Origin of the sequence: Pseudorhodoplanes sinuspersici, from assembly GCF_002119765.1 — a bacterium.
Lineage (GTDB): Bacteria > Pseudomonadota > Alphaproteobacteria > Rhizobiales > Xanthobacteraceae > Pseudorhodoplanes > Pseudorhodoplanes sinuspersici.
On record NZ_CP021112.1, the window covers coordinates 1,830,380 to 1,856,306 of the forward strand.

Here is a 25,927-nt window from a genome sequence, read left to right on the forward strand (position 1 = left end):
GTGAGCTGCGGTGTCATCATCCGTTTGCAGAATCCCGCTTTTTTTGGATAGTGGGACCAGGGCGCAAAGTCTTCGGTAACCATGCCACGAATCTCCCGCCGTTCATTCCTCATGGCCACAGCCGGCGCTGCCTCTTTTCCCGTGCTCAATGGGGCGTCCGTCGCTGCCGAGACCGATGTCGCGATCATCGGCGGTGGCGCTGCCGGCATCGCCGCGGCGCGCCGTATCGGTGCGGCCGGCCGGCGTGTTGTTGTACTGGAAGCCGCCGAACAGGTGGGCGGCCGTTGCATTACCGACACCACAACCTTTGGCGTGCCGTACGATGTCGGCGCGCATTGGCTGCATGTGCCCGAATCCAACCCGGTGGCGAAATTGGCGCTGCGGGCAGGCGTCGATATTTATCCCGCTCCGCCCGGACAAAGGGTGCGAATCGGGCGTCGTAATGCTCGTGAAAGTGAGCTGGAAGAGTATCTAGCAGTGGTTGCTCGGGGAAAAAGAGCGATCGAGGATGCAGCTCGCGGCAAGGTCGATATCTCCTGCGCGCAGGCCATGCCGAAGGATCTCGGCGAATGGCAGCCGCTGATGGAATTCTATCTCGGGCCATTCGGTTGCGGGAAAGACTTCTCCGAATTGTCGGCCACCGACTTCGCGCGCTCGAGCGAGCGCGACGTCGATGCTTATTGCCGGCAGGGCTTTGGTGCGCTGCTGGCGAAGCTGGCCGAAGGGCTGCCAGTGCAGCTTTCGACACCGGTGACGAAGATCACGGCACTTGGCCGCGGTAGTTTCCTCATCGACACGGCCGGCAAGGGCAGCCTTCAGGCACGGGCGGTTATCGTCACCGTGTCGACCAATATGCTGCTGGACGGAAAGATCACATTCGCGCCGGCCCTGCCGAAGCGGCAGCTCGACGCCTTGAGCCGGCTCCGGCTCGGCCATTACGAGCGCATTGCGCTCGAGGTCGCTGGCAATCCCTTCGGCCTGCTGCGCGACGATCTCGTCTTCGAAAAGGCAGACAATGACCATACGGCCGCGCTGCTGGCGAATGTTGGCGGCACGTCGCTTTCTTTTATCGATGTTGCAGGATCGTTCGGGCGCGATCTTGCCGCAAAAGGTCCTCGTGAGATGACCGCATTTGCATTCGAATGGATCGACAAGCTGTATGGCGCGGACGTGAGGAAGGCGATCCAGCGCACGCACGCGACGCAATGGGCCTCATCGCCTTTCGTGCAAGGCTCGTTCTCCGCGGCATCGGTCGGCGGTCAGCCGTCGCGCCGCATTCTCATGGAGCCATTCTTCGATCGCGTGTTCTATGCCGGCGAAGCTGCGCATGAAACACTCTGGGGCACGGTCAGTGGCGCATGGGAATCGGGAGAGCGTGCCGCCGATGCCGCGCTGAAGGCCGTTGTGCCTGTAACGGGGTCGCGCGCGGCACCGACGCCAGTGAAGCGACAGAAGAAAGCCGCGCCAAAAAAGCAGCCGCGGCGGCAGTCACCGTCATTCTTCGGGACACCGCGCATCAGCAATGATTGAGGTTTTCTCCTCGTGACTCAAAGGCCCAAAGCCTTGATGGCCTGGTCCAGCGGCAAGGATAGCGCCTGGGCGCTCCATGAAATTCGCAAAAACGGCGCTTATGAAATCGTCGGCGCGCTCACCACGGTGACCGACGATTTCGGTCGCGTCAGCATGCATGGCGTGCGCGAGGATTTACTACGCGCACAACTTGACGCCGCGCGCCTTCGATCCATCGTGGTCCGCATTCCCTATCCCTGTCCGAACGATGTGTATGAGCAGCGGATGGCAGATGTGCTGGCGCAGGCGAAATCGGAAGGCGTTACGCACGTGGTGTTTGGTGATATCTTTCTCGCCGACATCCGCTCCTATCGCGAGACGCGATTGTCCGCTGTGGGGATGACGGCGGTGTTTCCGCTCTGGCAGCGCCCGACCGACCAACTGGCGCGCGACATGATCAGCGCCGGTGTCGTAGCGCATCTCGCCACAATCGATCTTGCAAAGCTGCCACCTTCATTCGCAGGGCGGCGCTTCGACAGCGCCTTGCTCTCCGAATTGCCGCCGGACGTCGATCCATGCGGCGAGAATGGCGAATTCCATTCCTTCGTTGCGGCCGGGCCGATGTTCACGCATCCCATTGATGTCGTTACCGGCGAGACCGTGGTGCGAGACGGATTTGCCTATGCCGACCTGATGCGTGGATAGAAATCGCAGCACGGGCTGAGCGTGCAGATCTAACTCATTGCACACTTATGCAGACGTTGAGCGCAGCTGAATTACAAATGCGGCATGTCATGATTATTGCTTCATCGTCACCCGCTCGAAGACAATTGTGACTTTCGCCCCGCCTGGTCGCTGGAAGTTTTCGATCATCCGATCTCCCTCAACGATCATCGTCAGCTCCTTTGTCGTGCGGACGTTGCCGATCCAGTTGGGGAAGTTCGAGCCCTCCACGATATTGCCGCTGAAGTTACCCGCCGCATCGACCGAGTAGCTTCCGTAGAGCGCAAGAGTCCCCGCCATAGCGGCCTTGTTCTCTTCGTTTGTGCCCTGACCTCGCTCATTCGACGCGAAGCGGGGGATTCGGGGGTCGCGGAGCAACTCGACGAAGTGCATGTCGCTCGTGAATACCAGCATGCCCTGCGGTTCTGGACCATAGGGGAGCGACTTCACCCCGTTGACTTCCAAGGTTGCGGAGATCGGCCTCCACGTTCCGACCACCTTGTTTGGCGTCTGCGCCGTCGCCGGGCTTGCGAAAGCGAGGGCGGCGGCCACTCCGGCCGCCAAAGCTGCAACGCGCGACGTTAGCATGTTAGTTCTCCTATCGATCAACCGAGTGTAAATGCACCACGTGGCAACACTTTAGCTGGTCGATGGCAGCGAAGCGTCGAAGACGTTTGCATTTTGCCCGGAGCGAGCTGCTCGAAGGATAAGACGTCGCAGCCATGCATGTTCCGGCTCTGCATGCACTCGCTCATGCCAGACCATGCGGTATCCGAAATTGGGAAGCTCCAACGGTGGCTCCATCAACTGAAGGCGATGGCCATCGGCAAAGTTCTCAGCGGCACGGCGGGGAATCGTCAGAACGAGGTCTGAATTCGCCGCGACCAGAGCAGCCGTCGCAAAATAAGGAATTCGTACGGCGATATGCCGGCTGTAACCAAGAGCCGCGAGCGCCGTATCGACAGGGCCGGATCGTCCTCCGATAACGGTCACGAGAATATGTGGAAATTCCACATAGTCATCGAGCCGCATGTGCTCTTGGTCAGACCGGCCAATCGCCGGATGGCCATTGCGGAGCAGGCACGCAAAGCGTTCTCGAAAAAGGTCGCGGGTCCGTAGGCTGGGTGGGACGGGGTTGTCGCTGTAGAGGGCGAGGTCGACATTGATGTCGCCTAGATTCTTGAAGGTCTGGCCATCAACGGGGACAATCTCGAGCGCCGCTTTTGGTGCAGCAATGAGCATGAGCTCAGCGAGCCGCGGCAGAATGACGGTCGCTCCATAGTCAGTCGTGGCGATGCGGAATACGCGCTCCGTGCGCGATGGGTCGAACGGCGGTCTATTGGCCAGAACGTCGGCCATCCCCGCCAGGGCCCGCTGGACCGGCTCGAGAAGAGCGCTGCCCCGGACCGTTGGCCGCATCACGGTTCCTGACTTGACCAGCAATGCGTCATCGAAGATCTGCCGAAGCTTTGCCAATGCCCGGCTCACGGCCGGTTGGCTCATGCCGCTGTGCTCGGCCGTTTTGGTGACGCTCCGCGTCTCCAGCAGCGTCCGCAGGACAACAAGCAGATTGAGATCAACACGAAACAGGTCTTCGTCTGCCGGCATCCAGGTCCTCGCACGGTCGCCAAATGGGCAAGCAAAACAGCAGCGCCGTCGCGTTATCCAGTAAATGGATAACGTTTATCGCGTAGCATGCCTATCTGCAATACGGACCAATCCCTACACTGGCGACATCAAGTTTTGCCGGGCCATCGAGCGTCTGTGGCGCGCACAGAAAGGGATTCTCAGTGAGCAGGTTTTCGATCAATCGCCGCAGGGTGATGCTGTCAGCCGCGGTTGGTGTGCCGTCTATCGCAGCACTTGGAGGCGCGTCCGTTGCGGAAACATCTGCCGCCACGAGCCGCAATGCCGGCCACTATCGCTTTCGTCTCGGCGATATCCAGGCGACGGTCCTGAGCGATGGACTTCTGTCTGGTCCACCGAGCATTTACGCCAATGATGCGCCCGAGACCGAACTGCGCGAGGTGTTAACGCGCGCATTCCTGCCGACTGACACAATGACGCTCAATCTGAATACGCTGCTGATCGAAACGGGTGGGCGTCGAATATTGATCGAAGCGGGCGCAGGGCAAACGATGGGTCCGAACGGCGGTCGCCTGTTTGATAATCTGGCGGCAATCGGCCTGCGGCCAGACGATATCGATGTCGTCGTTATCTCGCATACACATCCGGACCATGTTGGAAATTTGCGAAGCGCAAATGGCGGAAAGACATTTCCGCGTGCGACTGTGTATGCTCCGGAAGAAGATTGGGAATTCTTCGTTCGAAGCGAGCCCAACCTTTCTTACATGCCGGTGAACGACGAATTTCGACGACGGTTCGCGGCCGCCATTAAACGCAGTGTGGAGCCGATCGCGAGGGATGTCGTGCTCTATCGGGCTGGAACGGACATCGTCCCCGGGCTCACCAGCATTCCGGCGCAAGGTCATACACCCGGCATGGCCACATTCCTGGTTCATTCGGGGAGCCACCAGCTCTTGCTGACGGCGGACCTTGCCTATCATCCTGTCGTCAACATCGATCGTCCGTGGCGTCCTGGCCCGGATCGCGACAAGGATGCCGCTTTGGCGTCACGCCGGCGCATCTTCGATCGGGCTGTCACCGACAGGCTTCTGGTGCTTGGTTTCCATTATCCGTTTCCTGGACTTGGCCGCATGCTCAAGACTGATGGCGGATACGCCTGGGTTCCCGCGAACTGGCAATTTTAAACTTTGATCGATCGCCTCGCATCTCTAAGCACACACAAAAAAGCCCCGCTGATGCGGGGCTTTTTCGTTCACGCACATGATGCGCGAAAATTACTGGCACGGATGACGCAGGCCGTCATAACCGAGATAGGTGCCGGACGCCGGATCGAACGAGCGATACTTCGACGAGCAATAGGCAAGCCAGTCGTTACCGCCGTAAACCGGCGCAGGTGCGTAAGCCGGCGGAGGGGGAGCAGAGGCCGCGGCTGCGCCGATCATGGCGCCGACGGCAAGCCCGCCGAGAACACCGGCAGCTACAGCGCCACTGTTGTTGCGACGGTAATAGCGAGGGCCGCCGTAATAATAGCCGCGTCGTCCACCGTAATAACCGTGCCGGCGCCACTGAACGTGTTGCACCATCTCATTCTGCGTCGACGCAGCCGGTGCGATGCCGCGCATCACAGGAGCTGCGGAGGCCGGCGATACAGCCAGCGCGCCTGCAACAGCCAGTGCAGACAGCGTCAAGGATTTCAATACAGTCATACCGTCATTTCTCCTGAGAATAATCGAGCGCAACAAGCTCTACGCAAGATAACTCTGAAGCGGTGAAATGCGGCGCGATGGCGACGATCAGACGCAGCGTGCGTTAACAAACGGCAATGTGAACACACAGAGCGCGCATGTGGTTATGCGCGCAGCGTGCCACCGGTTCGCTTCGTCACGTCCGCTACGACCTTCGACGCGAGTGCGTCGATCTCCTGGTCCGTCATCGTCTTGTCGCGCGGTTGGATGGTCACCGCGATCGCGAGCGATTTCTTGCCCGGCTCGACGCCCTTGCCTTCATAGACGTCGAACACCGTGACGCCGGTGATCAGCTTCTTGTCGGCATTCTGGGCCGCGCGCACGACGTCGTCCGCCTTCACGCTGCTGTCGACCAGGAATGCGAAGTCGCGCGACACCGGCTGGAAGGGTGAGATCTCCAGCAGCGGCTTGGCGCGTGTGGGCTTTGCCTTCGGCTCGGGAATGCGATCAAGGATCACTTCGAAGCCGACGATCGGACCATCGGCTTTCAGCGCTTCCAGCGCGCGCGGATGCAATTCGCCGAAATAGCCGAACACGTTCTTCGGACCCATCTGGATGGTGCCGGAGCGGCCGGGATGCAACCACGCAGGCCCGCCGGGCACGATCTGCAGCGCCTGCATTGGCGCGCCGGCTGCTGCGAGCACGGCCAACGCATCGGCCTTGGCATCGAAAGTGTCAGCCTCGACGCCATCCTTGATCCAGGTGCGGCCAATGCCGGTGCCGCGCGACAGGCCATGCCGCAAGCCGGCGGCGGCAATGAATTGATCCTCGGGCTGGTCGCCTTTGAAAATCTGACCGACTTCGAACAGGCCGACATCCGGCAAACCGCGATCGACATTGCGTTGAAGCGCCGCGACGAGACCTGGAATAAGGCTTGGCCGCATATCCGACAGATCGGACGCAATCGGATTGGCGAGCGCCAATTCCGGCTGTCCCCCGCCAAACAATTCCGCCTGCGGCTTTGCGATGAACGACCAGGTCACCGCTTCCGCCAGTGCGCGTGCAGCCAGAGCGCGCTTGGCCTTGCGCGTGCGATTCTGGATGGTGGTCAGCACGGGTTTGCGCGGCGCATCGCCACGCTCGAACGGCGTCAGCGGCACTTCATCGACGCCGACAATACGGACGATCTCTTCGACGATATCGGCCTTGCCTTCGACATCGGCGCGCCATGACGGCACAGCGACTTTCACCGTCTTGCCGCTGCCGGCCACGAAGAAGCCGAGATGGCCGAGAATGCGCTTCATCTCCGTCAGCGATACGTCAAGGCCGGCAAGGCGCTTCACTTCATCGACCGGGAATTCGATCGGGCGATCGTCAACATGCGCGCCGCCGACGACCACGTTCTCCGACGGTTCGCCGCCGCAGAGATCGAGCACCAACTGTGTGGCGAGTTCGAGGCCCGGCACCATGAAATTCGGATCGACGCCGCGCTCGAATCTGTAGCGGGCATCCGAGTTGATGCCGAGCTTGCGGCCGGTCTGCGCGATGTTGATCGGCTCCCACAAAGCCGATTCGATCAGCACATCGGTGGTGGTCTCGTCACAGCCCGACAATTCGCCGCCCATGATGCCGGCAAGGGATTCGACGCCCTTCTCGTCGGCGATGACACAGATGCTCTCGTCGAGTTTGTAGGTCTTGCCATCGAGCGCGAGCAGTTCCTCGCCCGCCTTGGCGCGGCGGACGGTGAGATTGCCATGCACTTTCCTGGCATCGAACACATGCAGTGGCCGGCCGCGATCGAAGGTCATGAAATTGGTGATGTCGACCAGCGCATTGATCGGGCGCAGGCCGATTGCGGTCAGGCGCTTCTGCAGCCATTCCGGCGACGGGCCGTTCTTGACGCCACGCACGAGCCGCAGAGCGAAGCCCGGACAAAGCGACGGGGTCGATCCGAAATCGAGCTTCACCTGCACCGGGCAGGGGAATGTGCCCTTCACGGACTTCGGCGTGCGCTCCAGATATTTGCCGATGCCGGTGGCGCCAAGATCGCGCGCAATGCCGCTGACGGCGGTGCAGTCGGCGCGGTTCGGCGTCAGGTTGATCTCGATCACCGGATCGTTGAGGCCGAGCACTTCCGCGAACGGCTTTCCAATAGGTGCATCGGCCGGCATTTCGATAATGCCGTCATGATCGTCGGAGAATTCGACCTCGGCCCCGGAAATCAGCATGCCGTGGCTTTCGACGCCGCGGATCTTGCCGACGCTGAGCGTGATGTTCTTTGCCGGGATATACGTGCCGGGCGTGCCCAGCACCGCCTTCATGCCGCCGCGCGCATTCGGCGCGCCGCAGACGATCTGGATCGGCGCGCCTTCGCCGGTATTGACCATGCACACGCGCAGCCGATCAGCATTCGGATGCTGCACGGCGGAGATGACCTCGACCACCTTGAACGGCGCGAACTTCTTCGCCGGATCTTCGACACTTTCAACTTCAAGTCCGATCATCGTGAGCTTGGTCACGATCTCGTCGAGCGTGGCGTCGGTGTCGAGATGCTCTTTGAGCCAGGACAGGGTGAATTTCATCGGACAGACTCAGGTTGCGCTTATTGCCACCACAGCAGAAACGGCAGGCTGAGGAAGACGAAGATGGTGAGATAGATCGAGCTATTGATGCATACGCGGTAAAGCTCGTGGCGGATGATCAGCTCACGCTGCATGTGCAGTTTCGAGATTTTGCCGGCCACGGTCTTGCGGCGCGAATGCAGCACCGAAAGACAACGCAGACAGCCGACGGCGATGACAAGGTAAGCGGCAATCTCGGCAACGATAAAAATCTCCTCGAAACGATGCTGCGCCAGCAGCGGCGCACAGATGCCGAGCCCGGCGATCATCATCGAGACATGAGTCAAAAGACCGCTGGCCTTGCCGTCGATCACCTGGAAAGCGGCGATTGTTTCGACGTTGCCTGCGTCGTCGCCGTTCTCGATCGTTCTGGCGAAATCGGCGACGGTCTGCGCACCCCACTTGTTGGTGAGCGCGGCGTAGAGCGCGCCGAATCCTTCACGATCGGCGGGAGTTTCGGTCATGGCTAGCTGCTCAGCCCGCCGGCCAGCGTCGGGAAGTCGAGCGGCCGGAAGCCGTAATGCGACAGCCAGCGCATATCCGCTTCGAAGAACGGGCGCAGATCCGGCATGCCGTATTTCAGCATGGCAATGCGATCGATGCCCATGCCCCAGGCAAAGCCCTGATATTCGTCGGGATCGATTCCGCAGTTGCGCAGCACATTCGGATGCACCATGCCGCAGCCGAGAATCTCAAGCCAATCCTCGCCTTCGCCGAAGCGGATCTCGTTTTTATCGCGCTTGCACTGAATATCGACTTCCAGCGACGGCTCGGTGAAAGGAAAGAACGACGGACGAAACCGCATCTTCACGGAATCGACTTCGAAGAAGGCTTTGCAGAATTCGGCGAGGATCCATTTCAGGTGACCGAGATGCGAGCCTTTGTCGATGACGAGGCCCTCGACCTGATGGAACATCGGTGTGTGGGTTTGGTCCGAATCCGATCGATAAGTGCGGCCCGGACAGATGACGCGAATCGGCGGCTTCTGCGACAGCATCGTGCGCACCTGCACCGGCGATGTGTGCGTGCGCAGCAGCAGCCGTGAGCCGTCCGGCTTCGGATTGAAATAAAAGGTATCGTGCATTTCCCGCGCGGGATGGCCTTCGGGAAAGTTCAACTTGGTGAAGTTGTAGTCGTCGGTCTCGACGTCGGGGCCTTCGGCGACGGCAAAGCCCATATCGGCGAAGATCGCCGTCAGTTCGTCGATCACCTGGCTGATCGGATGGATACGACCGGCCTCGGACGGGCTTTCGCGCAGCGGCAGCGTGACGTCGACGCTTTCGGTGTTGAGCCGCTGGTCGAGTGCGGCATTCTTCAGGGCATCGCGTCGTGCCAGCAGAGCGGCGTTCACCGCATCCTTCAGTCCGTTGATCAGCGGGCCCTGAACCTTGCGTTCGTCCGGCGTCATCGTGCCGAGCGTTTTCAACAGCGCCGAGACCGAACCGTTTTTGCCGAGTGCAGCAACGCGCACGGTTTCCAGCGCCGCCTCGTCGGAGGCTGCGGCGATGTCAGTCAATATCGACTGTTGAAGTTGCTCGATTTCGGACATGACGAGACTCATTTCGCTCGTCATGGCCGGGCTTGTCCCGGCCATCCCGCTGAGGTGAGCAGAGTGCCCGCCTAAGCGGGATGCGCGGGTCAAGCCCGCGCATGACCAGAGTTTGACGTGAACAGCTTAAGCCGCAGCCGGCAGAGCGGCCTTGACCTTCTCGACGATGACCTGGAACGCCGCCGGCTCGCGGATCGCGAGATCCGACAGCACCTTGCGGTCGATTTCGAGGCCCGATTTGTTCAGCCCGTCGATGAACTGGCTGTAGTTCAGGCCGAACGGACGGACAGCGGCGTTCAGGCGCTGGATCCAGAGGGCGCGGAAGGTGCGCTTCCTTCGCTTGCGGTCGCGGAAGGCGTATTGGTTGGCCTTCTCCACCGCCTGCTTGGCGATGCGGATGGTGTTCTTGCGGCGGCCGTAAAAGCCCTTGGCGGCCTTCAGAACCTTTTTGTGCTTGGCGTGGGCGGTAACGCCCCGTTTGACGCGGGCCATGGCTGATCTCCTTTAAGCGAAAAGCAAATACGGAAGTTGCGAAGTGCCGCGGCGATCAGCCGTTCGGCATCCAGTACTTCTTGATGTTGTCACCGTCGGTCTTGAACATGACCCGGGTGCCGCGAAGATTGCGGATTTGCTTGGTGGTTCGCTTGATCATGCCGTGGCGCTTGCCGGCCTGGGCGGAAACGACTTTCCCAGAGCCGGTGATCTTGAAGCGCTTTTTGGCGCCTGACTTGGTCTTCAACTTGGGCATTTGGCTCTCCTGGTCCGGCCGGGCCCGCCCGTTCTGCCGATTTGGCAAAAGCCTAGCGTCCGCCGGAGATGGCTCGAAAAGACGAGCATTGCTGATTGAGCATTGTCGCTGCCACGGCAGCCCTTAATCAGCCGGGCGGCGAGCGGGGCGGTTTATGGCAGAGAAGGCCTGAAAAGACAACTGGCTTCTGGCGTTTGGCGACGGGGCCGAGACCTTGGAACCGACTGCGGCCTAGCTGGTTAAATCCGGCTACGGGGTTTGGGGCGTGCTGGAGAGTGGATATGGCCAAACCACGAAATTTTGTTGCTGTCGCGCTGGCCGGTGGCCTTCTGGCTTCCGGATGGGCGGCTCCCGCCTTCAGTGCGGCGAAATATGACGGGAACTGGAGCGTTGTGGTGATCACCGAGCGGGGTGATTGCGATCGCGCCTACCGCTACCCGGTCAGGGTGGTGAATGGCGCCATCCAATATACGAACGAGGCCGGCATCTCGATTACGGGCCGCGTCGACAGCGGCGGGCGGCTCCGCGCCAGCATTCGCCGCGGGCAACAGCGGGCGGACGGCAGCGGGCGTCTGAGCGCCACTGGCGGCGCCGGTGTTTGGAGCGGCAAGGACAATGTCAAGCAATGCAGCGGCCGCTGGGAAGCGGAGCGACGCGGCGGCTGAGCCGCATGGCTGCCATCGCCTTGCGATGTCCAGGCGCGATAAACATATAATTTTGGTCCATCATTATCCGTGATGGACGCGGAATCGGTATAATAGAACCGATTTCCCGCATTGTGTCGCAGGCGTGGCGATTGAGCCGCCCGCGATGCGATGTTAAGGTTTGTTCACCAACCCCCTTCGACACGCAGGTGACGCACGCCGTCCTTGGAGCGGCGTTTTTTGGCTTTTGCCACCGAAAGATTGGAGACCCCCGAATGACGCAGCTGGCTTTTTCGACAATCAACGAGGCAAAGGCGAATTTCGATCACGTGTATGTCGAAAAGGACCCCCGGCAATATTTCAACTATCTCGGCAGTCTCGACTACATCATTCCGCACCTGGCCCAGCCGATCTTCGAGCAATTGATTCGCGCGCGTGCAAAAACGCAGCGTGAGCCGGTCACGGTGCTCGATCTGGGCTCATCTTACGGCGTCAATGGCGCGCTGATGAAATACGCCCTCACCTATGACGCCTTGCGGGATCGTTACACCGCTCCGTCGCTGCAGGGCTTGTCGAGCGAAGAGATGCTGAAGCTTGATCGTGCTTTCTATCTGTCATGGCCGCGCGATCCGAATGTTCGGGTCGTTGGACTTGATGTCTCGAAAAATGCCGTTCGCTATGCGCAGGAAAGTGGCACGATGGATATCGGCCTGTGCGCCGATCTCGAGGCCGATGACCCCTCGGCTGACATGGCGTCCGCGATCGCCGAAGCCGATATCATCGTTTCCACCGGCTGCGTCGGTTACGTCACGTCCAAAACATTCGATCGGGTCATGACGCTGGCCCGCAAAGGCCGCACGCCATGGGTGGCGTCGTTCGTGTTGCGGATGTTTCCCTACGACAAGATCGCAGCAACGCTTGGCCGATATGGGTTGGAGACGGAGAAATTCGAAGGCGCCTCCTTCGTGCAGCGGCGGTTCGCCGGTCGCGATGAAATGGAGGCAGCCGTCAAGGCGGTCGAGGAGCACGGGATCGACACGCGCGGGCATGAAACGGAAGGTGTCTATCACGCGGACCTGTTCGTGTCCCGTCCTCGCGCGGAAATCGAGCAGCTTCCGATTCAGAAATTGATCAGTGTTGTCAGTGGCGCCAACAAGCCTTGGACGATCGGCACCAACGTCCTTGGTCGCCATGGCCCCGGCGCGCGGCGGCGCGCGCGGGGAACAGCGAAAGCGCCGCTTACCTTGGCGCCAGGATCATGATCATCTGACGGCCTTCGAACCGCGCATCCATCTCGACCTTGGCGAGCGGACCCAGATCGTCCTTCACGCGGTCGAGTAGCTTGGTGCCAAGCTCTTGGTGTGCCATCTCGCGGCCACGGAAGCGCAGCGTCACCTTGACCTTGTCGCCTTCTTCGAAGAACCGCTTCATCGCGCGCATCTTCACGTCGTAATCGTGGTCGTCGATCATCGGGCGGAGCTTGATCTCCTTGACCTCGACGATCTTCTGTTTCTTGCGCGCTTCCGCCGCTTTCTTCTGAGCCTGGAATTTGTATTTGCCGTAGTCGAGAAGCTTGCAGACAGGCGGGTTCGCGTTCGGAGAAATCTCGACAAGGTCGAGTCCGGCTTCTGCTGCTTTTTCGAGTGCGGTCTGGATGGGAACGGTGCCATGATTGGTACCGCCCTGGTCGATTAGCTGGACCTCTCGGTTGCGAATCTCCTCATTGACGCGCGGACCGTCCTTCTGAACGGGGGGCGCTGCCTTCATTGGACGACGAATGGAAAATCTCCCTGGCTGTTACTGTGCTGTCCGGAAAGAATGAGGGCGATTACGGCCAAGACCCGAAAACCTTGCCAGCGCCCCGAAACCGATCCGGCCGCCCCCAAGATCGGGACAAAAGAGGCACAAGTCAACGGCAACGCCGCCGAAAGCCTCCAAGATCCCGCGATTTTGAGCGAAATGACTACGGCCGTGTTGCGTTTTTGGTCTGCGCTAGCCCGGAATAAAGCTGCAGCGTCAGGTCGCTGATGGTGGCCCGGTTGAAATGCTTAGTCACCCATTGGCGGCCGCGCAAGCCAATGGCGTGATGTTGCGCTGGCGACATCGAAAACAGGCGGACGAGGCCCGCCGCCAGACCGGCATCGTCTCCCGAGGAAAAGCGCAAACCCGTCATCCGGTCTTCCGGAACGGTTGGCGGCGCCAAAACCACTTCTGGACCTGCGCCAAGATCAGACACGACCACCGGCCGTTCCATCGCCTGTCCTTCCAGAATGGCGCGCTGCAGGCCCTCTTGCTGTACCGCTGCGGAGACCACAACGGACGCGACCGCGTAGGATGCCGGCAGGTCGTCGACCGGCCCAATCAGCCGGACGACGCCGGCGAGGTCGTTGGCCAGGACTTCGTCCCACAGATCGCCAGTATAACGGCTGTGCCCTTCGTCCTCACCGACAAAGGCGAAAACGAAATCCTTCATGCCCATGTCTTTCAGGCGGCGGGCAGCGCGCACGGCGACATGATGGCCCTTCCGTCGCAGCATCCGTCCGACAACGAGAATCACCTTGTCGCTTGCGGTGACGCCCATGATGCGGCGCATGGCATCGATGCGTTCGATGGAAACATTGGCCGGATTGAAAAGATCGTAATCGATGCTGGCGGGCACGACTTTGATCCTGTCGCACGGAACGTGATGGCGCTCGCTGATCAGTTCCGCGAGCTGATCGCTGACTGCGACGATCCTGTCGCCGCGCGCCATGACACTATTGTAGAAATGTTTCAGGGCGTTTTGCTCGCGGAAGCCCTTGTACCAAGTCGTCACGAACGGCGTGTTCGTCAGCTTCGCGGCGATATACGCGCTCCATGCCGGGGCCCGGCCATGGGCATGAATGACATCGCATTTGCGCTGACGCACCAGGCGGGAAATCACCGCAATATTGCGCGCCATCACGATCGGATTCTTGCTCGCCACGGCGGCATAGACGAGCTCGCCGCCCGCTTCGGCGAGCTGTGCCTCAAGACGGCCGCCGCGCGACATGACGATGGCACGATGACCGCCTTCGGTCAGGATGCGAACGAGATCGACAGCGCCCATTTCAGCGGCGCCTGCATGCAGCGTTGGGACGATGATCAGCACCGTCAGCGGCTGGCGCGATGCCGCAGCGCTGTTGTCTTGCATCGCGGCAGCTTCCGATTGCTCGATATAGATCGGTTTTTTTCGCGCGGCAGAACCGGAATTCACGCTCGTCCCCTTGCCCCCCGGTGCACGTGATGAACGAACACCGTGACGATTGCCCAGTCCTTCAAAAAAGGTGCATCCACCGGGCGGTAGCTGATAGGCCCTATTCAGCCGCGATGCAAACCTGCCTCGCAGCCTGTATTCACAAGCTGGCAGGCTGCGTTCCAATTTAAGGCGAAAACAAGGATAGAGCGCTGACGATGGCTGACAATGAAGTGACTGAGATCGAGGTCGGCGACGGCGATTCACGGCGGACCATTGCGGTCCGGCGGCGTGCCGGCAGCAAGCCAGGCCTGATCTGGCTGGGTGGGTTCAAGTCCGATATGAAGGGGACCAAAGCGGAAGCGCTCGATATTTGGGCCAAGGAGAACGGGCGAGCCTGCATTCGTTTCGATTATTCGGGGCATGGCGAATCGGGTGGACAATTTTTCGACGGCACGATCGGAAAATGGCTCGACGAAAGCTGTAGCGTGTTCGAGCAATTCTGCGACGGCCCGACCATCGCGATCGGCTCGTCGATGGGCGGATGGATTTCGCTGCTGCTGGCGCAGCGATTGCGGTCGAAGAAACTGCGCAGCAATGCCGAGCTTGCGGGATTGGTGCTGATTGCGCCTGCGGTGGACTTCACCGAAGTTCTGATGTGGCAGCGCTTCACGCCCGACATCAAGCGTCAATTGGAAGACAAGGGTTGTTGGGAGCGCCCGTCGGAATATTCTGCGGAACCTTATCTCATCACCCGTCAACTCATTGAGGAAGGCCGCAATCATCTCCTGCTCGGCGGTCTGATCGAGACCGGTTGCCCGGTGCGCATTCTGCAAGGTGTGAAGGATGAAGACGTGCCGTGGGAACATGCGGTGTCGCTTGTCTCGCGCATCGCCCGCGACGATGTGGTGTTGACGCTGGTCAAGGACGGCGACCATCGCTTGTCGCGCCCGGAGGATATCGAGCGGATGCTGGCAGCCGTCGGCGAATTCAACTAGACACATTCTTTTGAGGGCGGGCGCTTTTTCCTCCGCCCGCACTCGGGTATGGCAGGCGAGACACAATGACCTATCAAACCATTCAAGTCGAAACCAACGGCAAGGTCGGTGTGATCCGGCTGAACAGGCCGCAGGCTTTGAACGCGCTGAATTCGGAACTCGCGGGTGAGGTGGGGGAAGCCATTGCCGCGTTCGAGGCCGATGCCGGGATCGGGTGCATCGTGCTCACCGGTTCGGAGAAAGCTTTTGCCGCCGGTGCCGACATCAAGGAAATGGCCGGCAAGGACTACATGGATGCATTCTTCGGCAATTTCGCCGCTGACTGGAATGCTGCCGCGCGTGCGCGCAAGCCGGTGATCGCCGCGGTTGCGGGCTTCGCGCTTGGCGGTGGCTGCGAGCTTGCCATGCAATGTGACATGATCATCGCCGCCGACAATGCGAAATTCGGTCAACCGGAAATCAAGCTCGGGATCATTCCCGGCATTGGCGGCACGCAGCGTCTGACGCGCGCGATCGGCAAGGCCAAGGCCATGGACATGATCCTGACCGGCCGGATGATGGATGCCACCGAAGCGGAGCGTTCCGGTCTCGTAGCGCGCGTCGTGCCGCTGGCCGATTTGATGAACGAAGCGATGAAGACGGCAAACACCATCGCGTCGATGTCGTTGCCGTCGGTGATGCTGGCGAAGGAAGCGGTCAATCGCGCGTTCGAGACGACATTGGCCGAAGGCGTGTTGTTCGAAAGCCGCGTCTTCCATTCGCTGTTCGCGACGGCCGATCAAAAGGAAGGCATGACCGCTTTCGTCGAAAAGCGCGCGGCGAAGTTCGAGAATAAGTAGTCGCTTCATCGGAAATTATCAGCCGCTCGTCCCCCGCGGAGGCGGGGACCCAGAGTTATTTGCTGGATTCCCGCCTTCGCAGGAATGAGCGGAGATAGTGTTCTCTCTTGGTTAACGAGCGTTACTTCCTCACGCACACCACGCGAACGATCGCATTCTTGGCTGCTGCGATGTCGCTCTTGCCGATCGCTGGATAGACCCCCGCACCGTCGAGAAATTTGCGGATGCTGCTCGTTGGAATGAAAGACGGCTGATTGGCCGCGGCGATCATGCCGACGAATTGTCCTTGGCCGTCGAATGCACCACCCCCGACAAAGCCGCGGATGGGCCGTGCATCCATCAGCACGCGCGATCCATCGACGCCGCGCAGTTTCGCATTCGCGCTGGTGACGTCGCGTGCGCCGGCCTGTGTTTCCGGTGCGGCAATGCCGAGCAATGTCAGGTCCGTGCTTTTCGGCGCGTCCGACGAAAAGCGAAGCGACTTCAGGTGATCTGCGCCGTTCACCTGCAGCAGCGTGAGGTCGGTGGTCTTGTCATCGGCCAGACGATCGGCGCGGCCGAGGCCGGCAATCACGATGGTCTGGCAATCGCCGGCCAATTGGCGATCGGTGACCACATGGCCCGATTGGGTGACGACGATACCGGAGCCGTATTGCACCTTGCGTGTTGCCGACGCCGTGGCGGCATCGCCGAACGGGATGAAAGCATTGGCCATAATATCGACCATGGGCAAAACGATGCCTTCCATCGCCTGATCGTAGAGGATGGTCAGCCCTCGCGCTTCATTGTCCTTCATGAAAACGCGGACATGGAATTTCTTCAGGCCCTGGAGGCCCGAGATCAGGAATGTGTTGCCTTGCACGGAGGTGAATTCGACGCGCCGCGACGTGGGCTTCTTCTTCAAGTCCTCGAACAATTCGTTGAGTGTCGCGCCGGCCATCTTCTCGCGAAAGGTCTCGATCTGGATCTCGCCGCGTGCGGATGACCAGCGCGTGCCGGTGGCGCCAAGCTCAGAGCGCGGAACGAGCTTGGACGGAATGCCGAGGCGCACGCCCGGCGTCGCATCATCTTCCACCAGACGCCAGCCGATATGGTCTTTCCTGTTGCGGGTCGCCGTTGCGAGGGCCTGACGCTGGTCCGGCGTGATGATGCCGGTCTCTTCGAACTTGTTGCGGTGCTGGAATGCCCGGACCGCGGCAATGGCGCGATCGCCGAAAGCCGGGTCAGCCGCGCCGGCAAGATCGCCTGACCAGATCAGGTCGGACTGGATTGCCAGCCGTTCGGCCACCGGCATCGCGGTGTAGGCCTCGCGCTGGTTCGGTGTCATGGCGGGCGCCGGCGGCTGCTCGCTGTTCCCTGATTTTTCGGACTTTTTGGCAGCTTTCTGGGGCGCTTTCTTCTTGGCTGCGGGTTTGGCGGGCGGCACAGGTGCCGCCTCAGGTCTGGCGGCGGGCTGCTGTTTTTGTTCAGCCTTGGGGGCTGTGTTTTGCCCCATTGCCTGCGATATGAACGCAAGCGCGATCACGGTGGTCCATGCCGCAAAACGCATCTCTATACCCTCAGCCGCCCCGGCACAGGATGAACCGGCAATTTGCAATTACGCAAGACCTTGAAGGCAGCATCGCAGACAGGATGCCGCAAACGATGTGGAGGAACCGGCAATGCTGACCCCCGACGAGCTGGAGCGCTACGCCCGGCACATTGTCATGCGCGATGTTGGCGGGCCGGGGCAGCAGGCGCTGAAAAAGGCGCGCGTCCTGGTGATCGGCGCCGGGGGCCTCGGTGCGCCGGTGCTGCTTTATCTTGCCGCGGCCGGCATCGGCACGCTTGGTATCGTCGACGATGATCTTGTGTCGCTGTCCAATCTGCAGCGGCAGGTGGTGCATGCGACGCCCGATATCGGTGATGCCAAAGTCGACAGTGCCGCGGGCGCCATTTCCCGGCTCAATCCGCATGTCGCGGTCGAGCGCCATCCGGTACGGATCGTGGCTGCCAATGCGCTCGAGCTGATTGAGCAATACGATCTTGTTATCGACGGCTCTGACAATTTCGCGACACGCTATCTCGTGTCCGATGCCTGCTACTTCGCCGGCAAGCCGCTGATCACCGGCGCGCTGGGTGTCTTTGATGCGGCGCTGACGACATTGCGTCCGCATGAGCGCGACGCGGAGGGGAATCCCAATCCCACCTATCGCTGTCTGTTTCCGGAGCCGCCGCCGCCCGGCTCCATCCCGGCCTGTTCGGAGGCGGGAATTCTCGGCGCACTACCCGGCATCCTTGGTTCAATGATGGCCCTGGAAACGATGCGCGAGATCGTCGGCTTCGGCGAAGGGCTGGTCGGGCGGTTGCTGATGGTCGATGCGCGCGCATTGCGTTTCGAAACGCTAGCCTATGCGTGGGATCGCAATAATCCGCTCAGTGGCGAAAATCCGACGATCAAGGATCTGTCGATCCACGAATGAAATCTTCCGTTCGTCCCCGGAAAGCGGGGACCCAAAGTGGTGAAGACTGGATTCCCGCTTGCGCGGGAATGAACGGAGTTTGGTGTTGGCGATTGAGATTCAATCCGCCGGCTTGGTCCAGCTCGCGACGGTGACCGCGCCCTTCATCACCGACCAGCGATTCTCGATCATGGTGTTGGGCACAAGACGATAGCAGGTTCCCGGCGCGCCCGCTTTCCACGAGGTGCAGAAGCCTTCCTTCACGATTTTCCAGGTGCCTTCGGATTTTTCGGTCGGCTCGCCGGCTTTCTTGATCGGTTCACGGATGGCCTTGCCGTCGGGCGTGAACACCATGGTGAAGCGCTGTCGTGTCGTGCTGGTCGCGACGAATGGCTTGCCGTTGAAGAACATCGCCTTGATCGCGGCGCCATCAAGCGCCTGCGCTGAAACTGGCGCATGCAGGAGCGGGAGCACGGCAAGAGACAAAAGGGCGCGCATGGGACGGCCTCCGAAGGGCAATATAGACAGCATTCTAAAAGCCGAATTCGTCAACGTACAGTGACGCACCGTCACAGCATCGAAAAGCCGCTGCTCGCAGCTTACAGCATGGATGGCAGAATACGGTTCGGCGGCTTGTGCCCGTCCATGAAGGTCTTGATGTTGATGATGACCTTCTCGCCCATGTCGATGCGGCCTTCCACCGTGGCCGATCCCATATGCGGCAGCAGCACCACCTTGCCTTCGCGCGCCAGCTTGGCGAGCCGTGGGTTCACCGCCGGCTCATGCTCGAACACGTCAAGCCCGGCACCTGCGATCTCGCCCGCTGCGATCATCCGGATCAGGGCATTCTCGTCGATCACTTCGCCGCGGGCGGTGTTCACCACATAGGCTTCCGGCCGCAGCAATTTCAGCCGCCGAGCCGACAGCAGATGATAGGTCGCCGGTGTGTGCGGGCAATTGATCGAGACGATGTCGACACGCGCCAGCATCTGATCGAGGCTCTCCCAATAGGTCGCGCCCAGTTCTTCTTCGATTTGCTCCGCTACGCGGCGACGGTTGTGATAGTGAATCTGCAGGCCGAAGGCTCGCGCGCGGCGGGCGACAGCCTGGCCGATGCGGCCCATGCCGATGATTCCCAGCCGCTTGCCCCAGATCCGGTGGCCGAGCATCCAGGTCGGCGACCAGCCGCCCCATTCGTTCTCGCCGGTCAGAACTTGCGAGCCCTCGGCCAGCCGGCGCGGCACGGCGAGGATCAGCGCCATCGTCATGTCGGCGGTGTCTTCGGTGAGGACGCCTGGCGTGTTGGTCACGGTGATACCGCGCTGCAGTGCGGTGGTCACGTCGATATTGTCGACGCCGTTGCCGAAATTGGCGATCAGCTTCAGGTTGCCGCCGGACTGGGCCAGCACCGAAGCATCGATCCGGTCCGTGACGGTCGGCACCAGAACATCGGCGGTCTTTACCGCCTCGGCCAGTTGTGCCTGCGTCATCGGGACGTCGTCGAGATTCAGCCGCGCATCAAACAATTCGCGCATGCGCGTTTCGACGCGCTCCGGCAACTTGCGCGTCACGACCACCAAGGGCTTTTTCCGGTTCTGCATGTTTCAGCCTTGGAACGTCTCATTCATCCATTGCGAAGGCGGGCCGTTCAGCCCTCCTTAACCGGGCTCATCGAAACTGCGCCGTTCCGACAAGCCCGCCAGTGCCATGTTCTGTAGCAGATGACCGTACCAAGACAAACCATCCGGACCATCGCTATCGCTCTCGCGTTCTCCATTCTCTTTTTGGGCCAGCCCGTCCGGGCGGCCGGCAGTGAGGGTGCTGTCGGTAGCGCCAGCGGCCTGCCGGTGCCTCGCTATGTCAGCCTGAAGTCGGAACGGGTGAATGTCCGGACCGGCCCTACCAAGGACCACGATGTTGCCTGGGTTTTCACCAAGCAGGGTCTGCCGGTGGAAGTGACCGCCGAGTTCGAGAACTGGCGCCGCATTCGCGATGCCGAAGGTGCGGAAGGCTGGGTTTATCATTCAATGCTGAGCGGCCGGCGCACAGCGGTCGTCACGTTTCGCGACAAGGATCAGCTTGTCGGGGTATTGGAAAGCCCCGCGGTCGAAGGCGGGATTACCGCGCAATTGCAGCCCGGGGTACTGGCGTCGGTGAAGCGCTGCGATGGCCAGTGGTGCCGTGTCACTGGCAGGCGGTTCGATGGCTGGGTGCCGCAAGAGCGGCTGTGGGGCGTGTACCCGAACGAGAAAGTCGATTGACGTCCTGCACAATATCTTCGTCGTGGGCCGGGCAAAGCGCCCCGTCGCGCTGAAGACCAGGCCATCCACATTCCTCCAGGCCATTTGAGTGCCGCTCTGATGCGGCCCCTGGTTTGCTACGTTCCGCCATCACTCTTACGTCGGGTGGAGGCACGGATCGCCCGCCGTACTCGGCCCTCCCGCTCGGACCCCTGTAGAGCGTGGCGCAGTTCGTCGCGCTTTTCGTGAATGGAGGCGATTACGAGACCCATGGGAACGCCCATATTGACGAGCAGGGCTTCGGACAATTGCAGGCTCGCTTCGATTGTCTCGGGCACGGCGTCGGTTACGTTCAGCTCGTAGAGTTTGGTTGCATGCTCGGCATCGCGGGCTCGCGCCACGATGATCAGATCGGGCCGTTCAGTACGTGCTGCGGTAATGACCGATTCCACGGCAGTTGGATTGTCCATCGTTACGACAAGTGCGTGAGCGGAGGCGATCCCGAAGCGGCGGAGCAATTCGGGATCGGTGGCATCGCCGTAGAAGATTGGCTTGCCGCGCCGCCGCTCGCGGGCGACGAGAGCAGAATCGCTGTCAAGGGCCACATAGCGCACGTCATGCCGCGCAAGCATTTCGCTCACCAGATCGCCGACGCGGCCACATCCAACAATGATCACCCGCGGCTGATCTTCGGATACCGGGGGAACGAGCGACGCGGGAGCAAGCGCCCCTGCTGCTTCCTGCGTGATGCTTTCCTCGTCCAAGTCCGTGATTTGTTTGGCGGCTGACGTCGCGGCATCGTCGAAAGGATAGAGGACAAGGTCCACGCCGCCGCCCTCCTGAAGGCGACGGGCTTCCTGATCAGTACGTGCGGTAATGGCGACGCGTCCGCCGAAGCGATGAGTGCGGATCGCGGTGAGCAGGCCACTGCGCGGATCGGTCTCGGTTAACAGAATCGTGCCGTAGGGAACCGAAAGCACGATCCAGCGCGCCTGAGTCAACGGCAGCTCGCCCCAGAAATCCTGCTCCGTCACGTCGCCGTAGCGGACCTGATAGCCTTCGCGCGAGAAGCGCCTGATTGCTTGGGGGTCGAGATCGACACCGAGCACGTTGTAGCCGGCATCCTCGAGGCGCCTCAGGAGCTGGCTGCCGAAGCGGCCGAGGCCGAAGATGATGACATCGATCGTTGCCTTGTCTTCATCGTTCGCCGCTGCTGCCTCCCGCCACGCCCCGAAATCGAATGGCCGCAGCAGGGGCTGACACCAGGCATAGAGCTGCTGAGAATAGGTGATCATGTAGACGGACAGGGCGATCGTCACGAGGCCCACCAAAGTAACGAGCCCGACCGCGGACTGATCGACATGGCCGAGGCTGAGCCCCATCGCCATGAAGATCAGCGAGAATTCCGAAATCTGCGCGACGGTGAGGCCGGCGAGGAATCCAGTGCGAGTGCGATAGCCCATCGAGGCCATGATGAAGAGAACGATCAGCGGGTTGCCAATCAGCACGAACAGGGAAAAGACAATGGCTGGGGTGACATCTTTGCCGAGAGTGGAGAGATCGAGTGTTGCGCCGATCGACAAGAAGAAGAAGAGCAGCAGGAAGTCCCGCAACGCACTCAACCGCGCCGAAACCAGGTCTCGATAGGGCGTGGAGCCGATCGAGACGCCGGCGGCGAGGCCGCCAAGCTCCTTGCCGAGGCCAATCATATCGCCGACGGCGGCCGCCGCTGCTGCCCAGCCGATGGAAGCGATGACAAGCAGCTCTGGCGTGCGGGCGAGCCGCGCCATCAGCGGATCGGCGAGGTAGCGCACGAACAAGACCAGAATCACGACCACGGCGAGGAGGGAACCAATGATCGCTCCAAGGTCGGTTAATCCGCCGCGTTGGGTGACGCCGATCCCGACCGTGGACAGCACCACCATTGCGATTACGACGACAATATCCTGGACGATCAGAAAGCCGAGTGCGATCCGGCCATGCAGCGTCTCGAGCTCGCGCTTGTCGCTCAACAGCTTCACAACGATAATCGTGGAAGAGAAGGTTAGAGCAACGGCGACATAGAGGCTGGTTAGCCAGTCAAGTCCAAGGGCAAGTCCGATAGGGAAGCCGATGCCCGCCGTGAAGACGACCTGGCCGAGCCCGGTGGCGAGGGCGACAGGACCAAGCCTCTTTACGAGGCGCCAGTCGAGTTTGAGGCCGACCAGGAACAGAAGGAGAGCAACGCCGAGTTCGGCAAGAAAGCGGATCTGGCTCGCCGTCTCGGGGCTGCTGTCGAAGAACGCGGCAGCCGCGATCCCCACCGCGATGAAACTCACAATCACGGGTTGGCGCAGCGCGGTGCCCAGCAACCCGACGGCGGCGGCCCCGAGCAACAGCCATGCGATCTCATGAAAAACGGTGTTATTCATGCATATCCAGGCGATAGCATCCGGGCCAGGTCCTCGCACGTTGCCGAGTCATCCGATCCAGACTTTGCCTATTGTACAGGGAATTTGGCGTGGTTGCGCTCTGGACGTTACGTCGGCTGCTGGACCGCTATTGGAGATGAGGCCGACAGTCTCGGCAACGCCGCTGATCTCTTTGATGCCTTCTTGATTGAGATCAACGTTCGCCGTGACAGCTTGCTGAAAAATAGGCGAATATGAAACGGCTACTCGTTGCGACGGACTTCTCGACACGTTCCGATCGTGCCTTGCGGCGAGCAACGCTGCTGGCGCGGCAGCTCTCCGCCGAAATCGTTCTCGTTCATGTCGTGGATGACGACCAGCCGCCCCGCTTGGTCAAGGCACAGGAGCGCGAATCACAAGGTCTACTGACCGATCTGGCCGCTACTCTGCGCGAAATCGATCAGGTGCATTGCGAGACGCGCGTGGTCCTCGGCGAACCGTTTCACGCGATCGCCGAAATGGCGGAGCGCGCCGATGCAGATGTCGTTGTCATGGGGGCTCATCGGCGGCAAGCCCTGCGGGACGTCTTCATCGGCACGACGATCGAGCGGACGATCCGAAGGAGCCGGCGTCCCGTCATCATGGCGAACGCAATTCCGGCAGGAAATTATGATCGCGTTCTCGTCGCAGTCGATTTTTCGGGCTGCGCGGCGATTGCCGTAAAGGAGGCGCGAAAGCTAGGCCTTCTTGATCGCACCGAAGTTCTTGTTTTGCATGCCTTCGAGGCTCCGGTCCAGAACATGACGATCCGCGCGTCTATAACGATGGATCAGTTGAAGGATCACATCGCAGAGGAGGAGGAGCGTGCCGCGGGAGAACTTTTAAAGTTTCTGCGTGAGGTCGATCTGCGACCGAGCCGCCATTTCGTTCAACTTATTGAGCTCTCTGCGCCGGAGACAATCCGGGACTGCGTTCGCAAGCACAAGGTCGATCTTGTGGTGATGGGAACTCACGGCAGAACAGGCCCAGCAAAGTTCTTCTTGGGGAGTGTGGCAGAGGAGGTGCTGCGCAACTCCGACGTCGACGTCCTGGTCGTCCCGGCAGCTGCCAGCCTGCCGTCGGAGCCTCAATAGCGTCTTCTCGGGACGTGAGTGATCGTTCCGGTCTGTGGGCGCAACTCGTTTTCCGGCAGCTAAGCGCACGTCTTGAGACGTTACGGAAAAACATGGATGCCCGGGACAGCGTCATTGACGCCGTCTTCGACAGCTATTGCCCCGGGCATGACCGAGTTGAAAGACTAGCGGCGCTTGTCGATTTTCTTCAGCCGCACGACCACATCGATGCGGGCGACCTCATAGCCTTCCGGCGCGATCGGCATTTTGTCGACGATCACGTCATTGCCCGGAATGTCGACCAGCTCATTGTCGCCTTCGACAAAGAAGTGGTGATGGTCTGACGCGTTGGTGTCGAAATAGGTCTTGGAACCATCGACCGCGACCTGGCGCAACAGACCAACTTCGGTGAACTGATGCAGCGTATTGTAGACCGTGGCCAGCGACACCGGCACCTTGGCCTTCGTGGCCTCTTCGTACAGCATTTCTGCCGTCAAATGTCTGTCGCCTTTGGCGAACAGGATCCAGCCCAGCGCCATGCGCTGACGGGTTGGACGCAGGCCCACTTCGCGGAGCATCGACTTGACGTCGTGCCAGGGGCAGCCGTTCAGATCGGCTCTACGGGGATCCCCGAGATGCATGCCCAGCGGATGGGCCGCAGGGCTTTCGGGAGGGGTGGAGAAAACAATCGTACGCGGTAGGTTCATGATGGTTTCGGTGCCCAATGATCCCGGTTCAAGGCCGAGATTGTTGCATCCGAAATCATACACGAGGCTGTTCGCTTATTGCAACTGTTTCGCATCTAGGATGATTCTAAACGGGCTTGGCCGCCTTTGCCCCGAAGCGGGACGCTATGTTAGGAACCGCCGGGGATCGTCTTGGCGACGAAGAATTGACGACGAAAAATTAAGGAATGTGACCGGCATGCAGAGCCGCCAAACCAGCTACGAATATGAAGAACTTCTGGCCTGTGGCCGGGGTGAATTGTTTGGCGAGGGACCGCAATTGCCATTGCCGCCGATGCTGATGTTCGATCGCATCTCGGAAATGTCCGAACAGGGCGGCGAACACGGCAAGGGCCTCGTCCGGGCGGAACTCGATGTGAAGCCGGACCTCTGGTTTTTCCCCTGTCATTTCAAAGGCGATCCGGTGATGCCGGGCTGCCTCGGCCTCGATGCCCTGTGGCAATTGCTGGGCTTTTTCCTTGGCTGGACCGGTTCTTCGGGCAATGGCCGGGCGCTGGGTCTTGGCGAACTGAAATTCTCCGGGCAGGTGCTGCCGAGCATGAAAAAGGTCGTTTATGGCCTCGAGATCAAGCGCGTCATGCGATCCAAGCTGGTGCTGGGCATCGCCGACGGCTGGCTCTCGGCCGATGGTAACGTCATTTACCGCGCCAGCGACCTGAAAGTCGGCCTGTTCAAGCAGGACGCACCGCTGGCGGCTGGCGCCTGATCAGGGTGCCTCAGGCGCATTCCTTCGGTTCTGCCTTGCGGATTTGCGCCGGACCGGCCAAGTGTTCGCTATCCAAGTGTGCGCTATCACGGGTATCCAGGCGTGGCCCTTGGTCGGGCTGCCCAATTGTTCTTGAGGGGACCGATCTCTTGAGATCGGGAATGCGGGCGCGCTC

26 protein-coding genes are annotated in these 25,927 nt (G+C 60.7%); 11 read left to right on the forward strand and 15 right to left on the reverse strand.

All coding sequences use genetic code 11. From position 1 onward, the window contains the following. The first annotated feature begins 111 nt into the window (after positions 1-111). Entirely contained in the window at positions 112-1,530 is a 1,419-nt protein-coding gene (locus CAK95_RS08985; protein ID WP_245303684.1) for a flavin monoamine oxidase family protein, read from the forward strand. A gap of 36 nt (positions 1,531-1,566) precedes the next feature. Further along, positions 1,567-2,214: a Dph6-related ATP pyrophosphatase gene (locus CAK95_RS08990; RefSeq protein ID WP_086087609.1), complete on the forward strand. Its 648-nt coding sequence runs from the start codon at positions 1,567-1,569 to the stop codon at positions 2,212-2,214. Positions 2,215-2,307: 93 nt separating this feature from the next. On the opposite strand, the gene CAK95_RS08995 is transcribed toward CAK95_RS08990, so the two are convergent. Beyond that, entirely contained in the window at positions 2,308-2,784 is a 477-nt protein-coding gene (locus tag CAK95_RS08995; protein WP_245303685.1) for a lipocalin-like domain-containing protein, read from the reverse strand. Positions 2,785-2,871: 87 nt separating this feature from the next. After that, complete coding sequence (locus tag CAK95_RS09000) at positions 2,872-3,840, reverse strand: LysR family transcriptional regulator (RefSeq protein WP_086087611.1); 969 nt, start codon at positions 3,838-3,840, stop codon at positions 2,872-2,874. A gap of 215 nt (positions 3,841-4,055) precedes the next feature. Between CAK95_RS09000 and CAK95_RS09005 the strand changes: the two genes are divergently transcribed. Further along, the gene (locus tag CAK95_RS09005) at positions 4,056-5,003 is read left to right on the forward strand and encodes an MBL fold metallo-hydrolase (protein WP_086087612.1); all 948 of its coding nucleotides are present in this window, start codon (positions 4,056-4,058) and stop codon (positions 5,001-5,003) included. 90 nt (positions 5,004-5,093) lie between these two features. On the opposite strand, the gene CAK95_RS09010 is transcribed toward CAK95_RS09005, so the two are convergent. The 6 genes from CAK95_RS09010 to rpmI form a co-directional block, all read right to left on the reverse strand. Further along, complete coding sequence (locus CAK95_RS09010) at positions 5,094-5,525, reverse strand: BA14K family protein (protein ID WP_086087613.1); 432 nt, start codon at positions 5,523-5,525, stop codon at positions 5,094-5,096. A 143-nt stretch (positions 5,526-5,668) separates the two neighbouring features. Next, the gene (gene pheT / locus CAK95_RS09015; RefSeq protein ID WP_086087614.1) at positions 5,669-8,086 is read right to left on the reverse strand and encodes a phenylalanine--tRNA ligase subunit beta; all 2,418 of its coding nucleotides are present in this window, start codon (positions 8,084-8,086) and stop codon (positions 5,669-5,671) included. A gap of 20 nt (positions 8,087-8,106) precedes the next feature. Continuing rightward, a complete protein-coding gene (locus tag CAK95_RS09020) occupies positions 8,107-8,589 on the reverse strand; it encodes a hypothetical protein (RefSeq protein ID WP_086087615.1) in 483 nt (160 codons plus the stop codon). 2 nt (positions 8,590-8,591) lie between these two features. Then, on the reverse strand, positions 8,592-9,674 hold the full coding sequence (pheS, locus tag CAK95_RS09025; protein ID WP_086091297.1) for a phenylalanine--tRNA ligase subunit alpha: 1,083 nt from the start codon (positions 9,672-9,674) through the stop codon (positions 8,592-8,594). A 126-nt stretch (positions 9,675-9,800) separates the two neighbouring features. Then, complete coding sequence (gene rplT, locus CAK95_RS09030; RefSeq protein ID WP_086087616.1) at positions 9,801-10,166, reverse strand: 50S ribosomal protein L20; 366 nt, start codon at positions 10,164-10,166, stop codon at positions 9,801-9,803. 55 nt (positions 10,167-10,221) lie between these two features. Further along, the gene (gene rpmI / locus CAK95_RS09035; protein ID WP_086087617.1) at positions 10,222-10,422 is read right to left on the reverse strand and encodes a 50S ribosomal protein L35; all 201 of its coding nucleotides are present in this window, start codon (positions 10,420-10,422) and stop codon (positions 10,222-10,224) included. Positions 10,423-10,703: 281 nt separating this feature from the next. Here rpmI and CAK95_RS09040 point away from each other — a divergent pair, with 281 nt between their 5' ends. Together CAK95_RS09040 and CAK95_RS09045 are read left to right on the forward strand one after the other, a co-directional pair. Continuing rightward, a complete protein-coding gene (locus CAK95_RS09040) occupies positions 10,704-11,087 on the forward strand; it encodes a hypothetical protein (protein ID WP_086087618.1) in 384 nt (127 codons plus the stop codon). A gap of 254 nt (positions 11,088-11,341) precedes the next feature. Continuing rightward, on the forward strand, positions 11,342-12,328 hold the full coding sequence (locus tag CAK95_RS09045; protein ID WP_086087619.1) for a class I SAM-dependent methyltransferase: 987 nt from the start codon (positions 11,342-11,344) through the stop codon (positions 12,326-12,328). Here the strand turns inward: CAK95_RS09045 and infC are convergent. Together infC and CAK95_RS09055 are read right to left on the reverse strand one after the other, a co-directional pair. Continuing rightward, positions 12,306-12,845 (reverse strand): translation initiation factor IF-3, encoded by a 540-nt coding sequence (gene infC / locus CAK95_RS09050; protein WP_183044308.1) that lies wholly within the window; start codon positions 12,843-12,845, stop codon positions 12,306-12,308. The two genes, CAK95_RS09045 and infC, sit on opposite strands and share 23 nt — an antisense overlap. Before the next feature lie 184 nt (positions 12,846-13,029). Further along, positions 13,030-14,301 carry a glycosyltransferase gene (locus CAK95_RS09055; RefSeq protein ID WP_245303686.1) on the reverse strand — a complete coding sequence of 424 codons (1,272 nt, stop codon included), beginning with the start codon at positions 14,299-14,301 and terminating at the stop codon, positions 13,030-13,032. A gap of 197 nt (positions 14,302-14,498) precedes the next feature. Here CAK95_RS09055 and CAK95_RS09060 point away from each other — a divergent pair, with 197 nt between their 5' ends. Beyond that, positions 14,499-15,278, forward strand: a complete 780-nt coding sequence (locus tag CAK95_RS09060; RefSeq protein WP_086087621.1) for an alpha/beta hydrolase — start codon at positions 14,499-14,501, stop codon at positions 15,276-15,278. Between the two features lie 65 nt (positions 15,279-15,343). Then, complete coding sequence (locus tag CAK95_RS09065; RefSeq protein ID WP_086087622.1) at positions 15,344-16,117, forward strand: enoyl-CoA hydratase; 774 nt, start codon at positions 15,344-15,346, stop codon at positions 16,115-16,117. Between the two features lie 121 nt (positions 16,118-16,238). Here the strand turns inward: CAK95_RS09065 and CAK95_RS09070 are convergent, their stop codons facing one another. Further along, complete coding sequence (locus CAK95_RS09070; RefSeq protein WP_086087623.1) at positions 16,239-17,666, reverse strand: serine protease; 1,428 nt, start codon at positions 17,664-17,666, stop codon at positions 16,239-16,241. A gap of 112 nt (positions 17,667-17,778) precedes the next feature. Here CAK95_RS09070 and CAK95_RS09075 point away from each other — a divergent pair, with 112 nt between their 5' ends. Then, a complete protein-coding gene (locus CAK95_RS09075) occupies positions 17,779-18,579 on the forward strand; it encodes a HesA/MoeB/ThiF family protein (protein WP_086087624.1) in 801 nt (266 codons plus the stop codon). Between the two features lie 99 nt (positions 18,580-18,678). On the opposite strand, the gene CAK95_RS09080 is transcribed toward CAK95_RS09075, so the two are convergent. Then, positions 18,679-19,056 carry a hypothetical protein gene (locus CAK95_RS09080; protein ID WP_086087625.1) on the reverse strand — a complete coding sequence of 126 codons (378 nt, stop codon included), beginning with the start codon at positions 19,054-19,056 and terminating at the stop codon, positions 18,679-18,681. 101 nt (positions 19,057-19,157) lie between these two features. Continuing rightward, on the reverse strand, positions 19,158-20,159 hold the full coding sequence (locus CAK95_RS09085) for a 2-hydroxyacid dehydrogenase (protein WP_086087626.1): 1,002 nt from the start codon (positions 20,157-20,159) through the stop codon (positions 19,158-19,160). A gap of 120 nt (positions 20,160-20,279) precedes the next feature. On the opposite strand from CAK95_RS09085, the gene CAK95_RS09090 reads away from it, so the two are divergent. Next, on the forward strand, positions 20,280-20,819 hold the full coding sequence (locus CAK95_RS09090; RefSeq protein ID WP_086087627.1) for an SH3 domain-containing protein: 540 nt from the start codon (positions 20,280-20,282) through the stop codon (positions 20,817-20,819). A 116-nt stretch (positions 20,820-20,935) separates the two neighbouring features. Here CAK95_RS09090 and CAK95_RS09095 read toward each other — a convergent pair whose 3' ends face one another. Beyond that, entirely contained in the window at positions 20,936-23,209 is a 2,274-nt protein-coding gene (locus tag CAK95_RS09095; RefSeq protein WP_086087628.1) for a cation:proton antiporter, read from the reverse strand. A 233-nt stretch (positions 23,210-23,442) separates the two neighbouring features. Here CAK95_RS09095 and CAK95_RS09100 point away from each other — a divergent pair, with 233 nt between their 5' ends. Continuing rightward, positions 23,443-24,321 (forward strand): universal stress protein, encoded by an 879-nt coding sequence (locus CAK95_RS09100; RefSeq protein ID WP_086087629.1) that lies wholly within the window; start codon positions 23,443-23,445, stop codon positions 24,319-24,321. A gap of 164 nt (positions 24,322-24,485) precedes the next feature. Here the strand turns inward: CAK95_RS09100 and irrA are convergent, their stop codons facing one another. After that, entirely contained in the window at positions 24,486-24,941 is a 456-nt protein-coding gene (irrA, locus tag CAK95_RS09105; RefSeq protein ID WP_198343853.1) for an iron response transcriptional regulator IrrA, read from the reverse strand. Positions 24,942-25,224: 283 nt separating this feature from the next. Between irrA and fabA the strand changes: the two genes are divergently transcribed. Then, positions 25,225-25,752, forward strand: a complete 528-nt coding sequence (gene fabA, locus CAK95_RS09110; RefSeq protein WP_086087630.1) for a 3-hydroxyacyl-[acyl-carrier-protein] dehydratase FabA — start codon at positions 25,225-25,227, stop codon at positions 25,750-25,752. Positions 25,753-25,927: the final 175 nt, after the last annotated feature.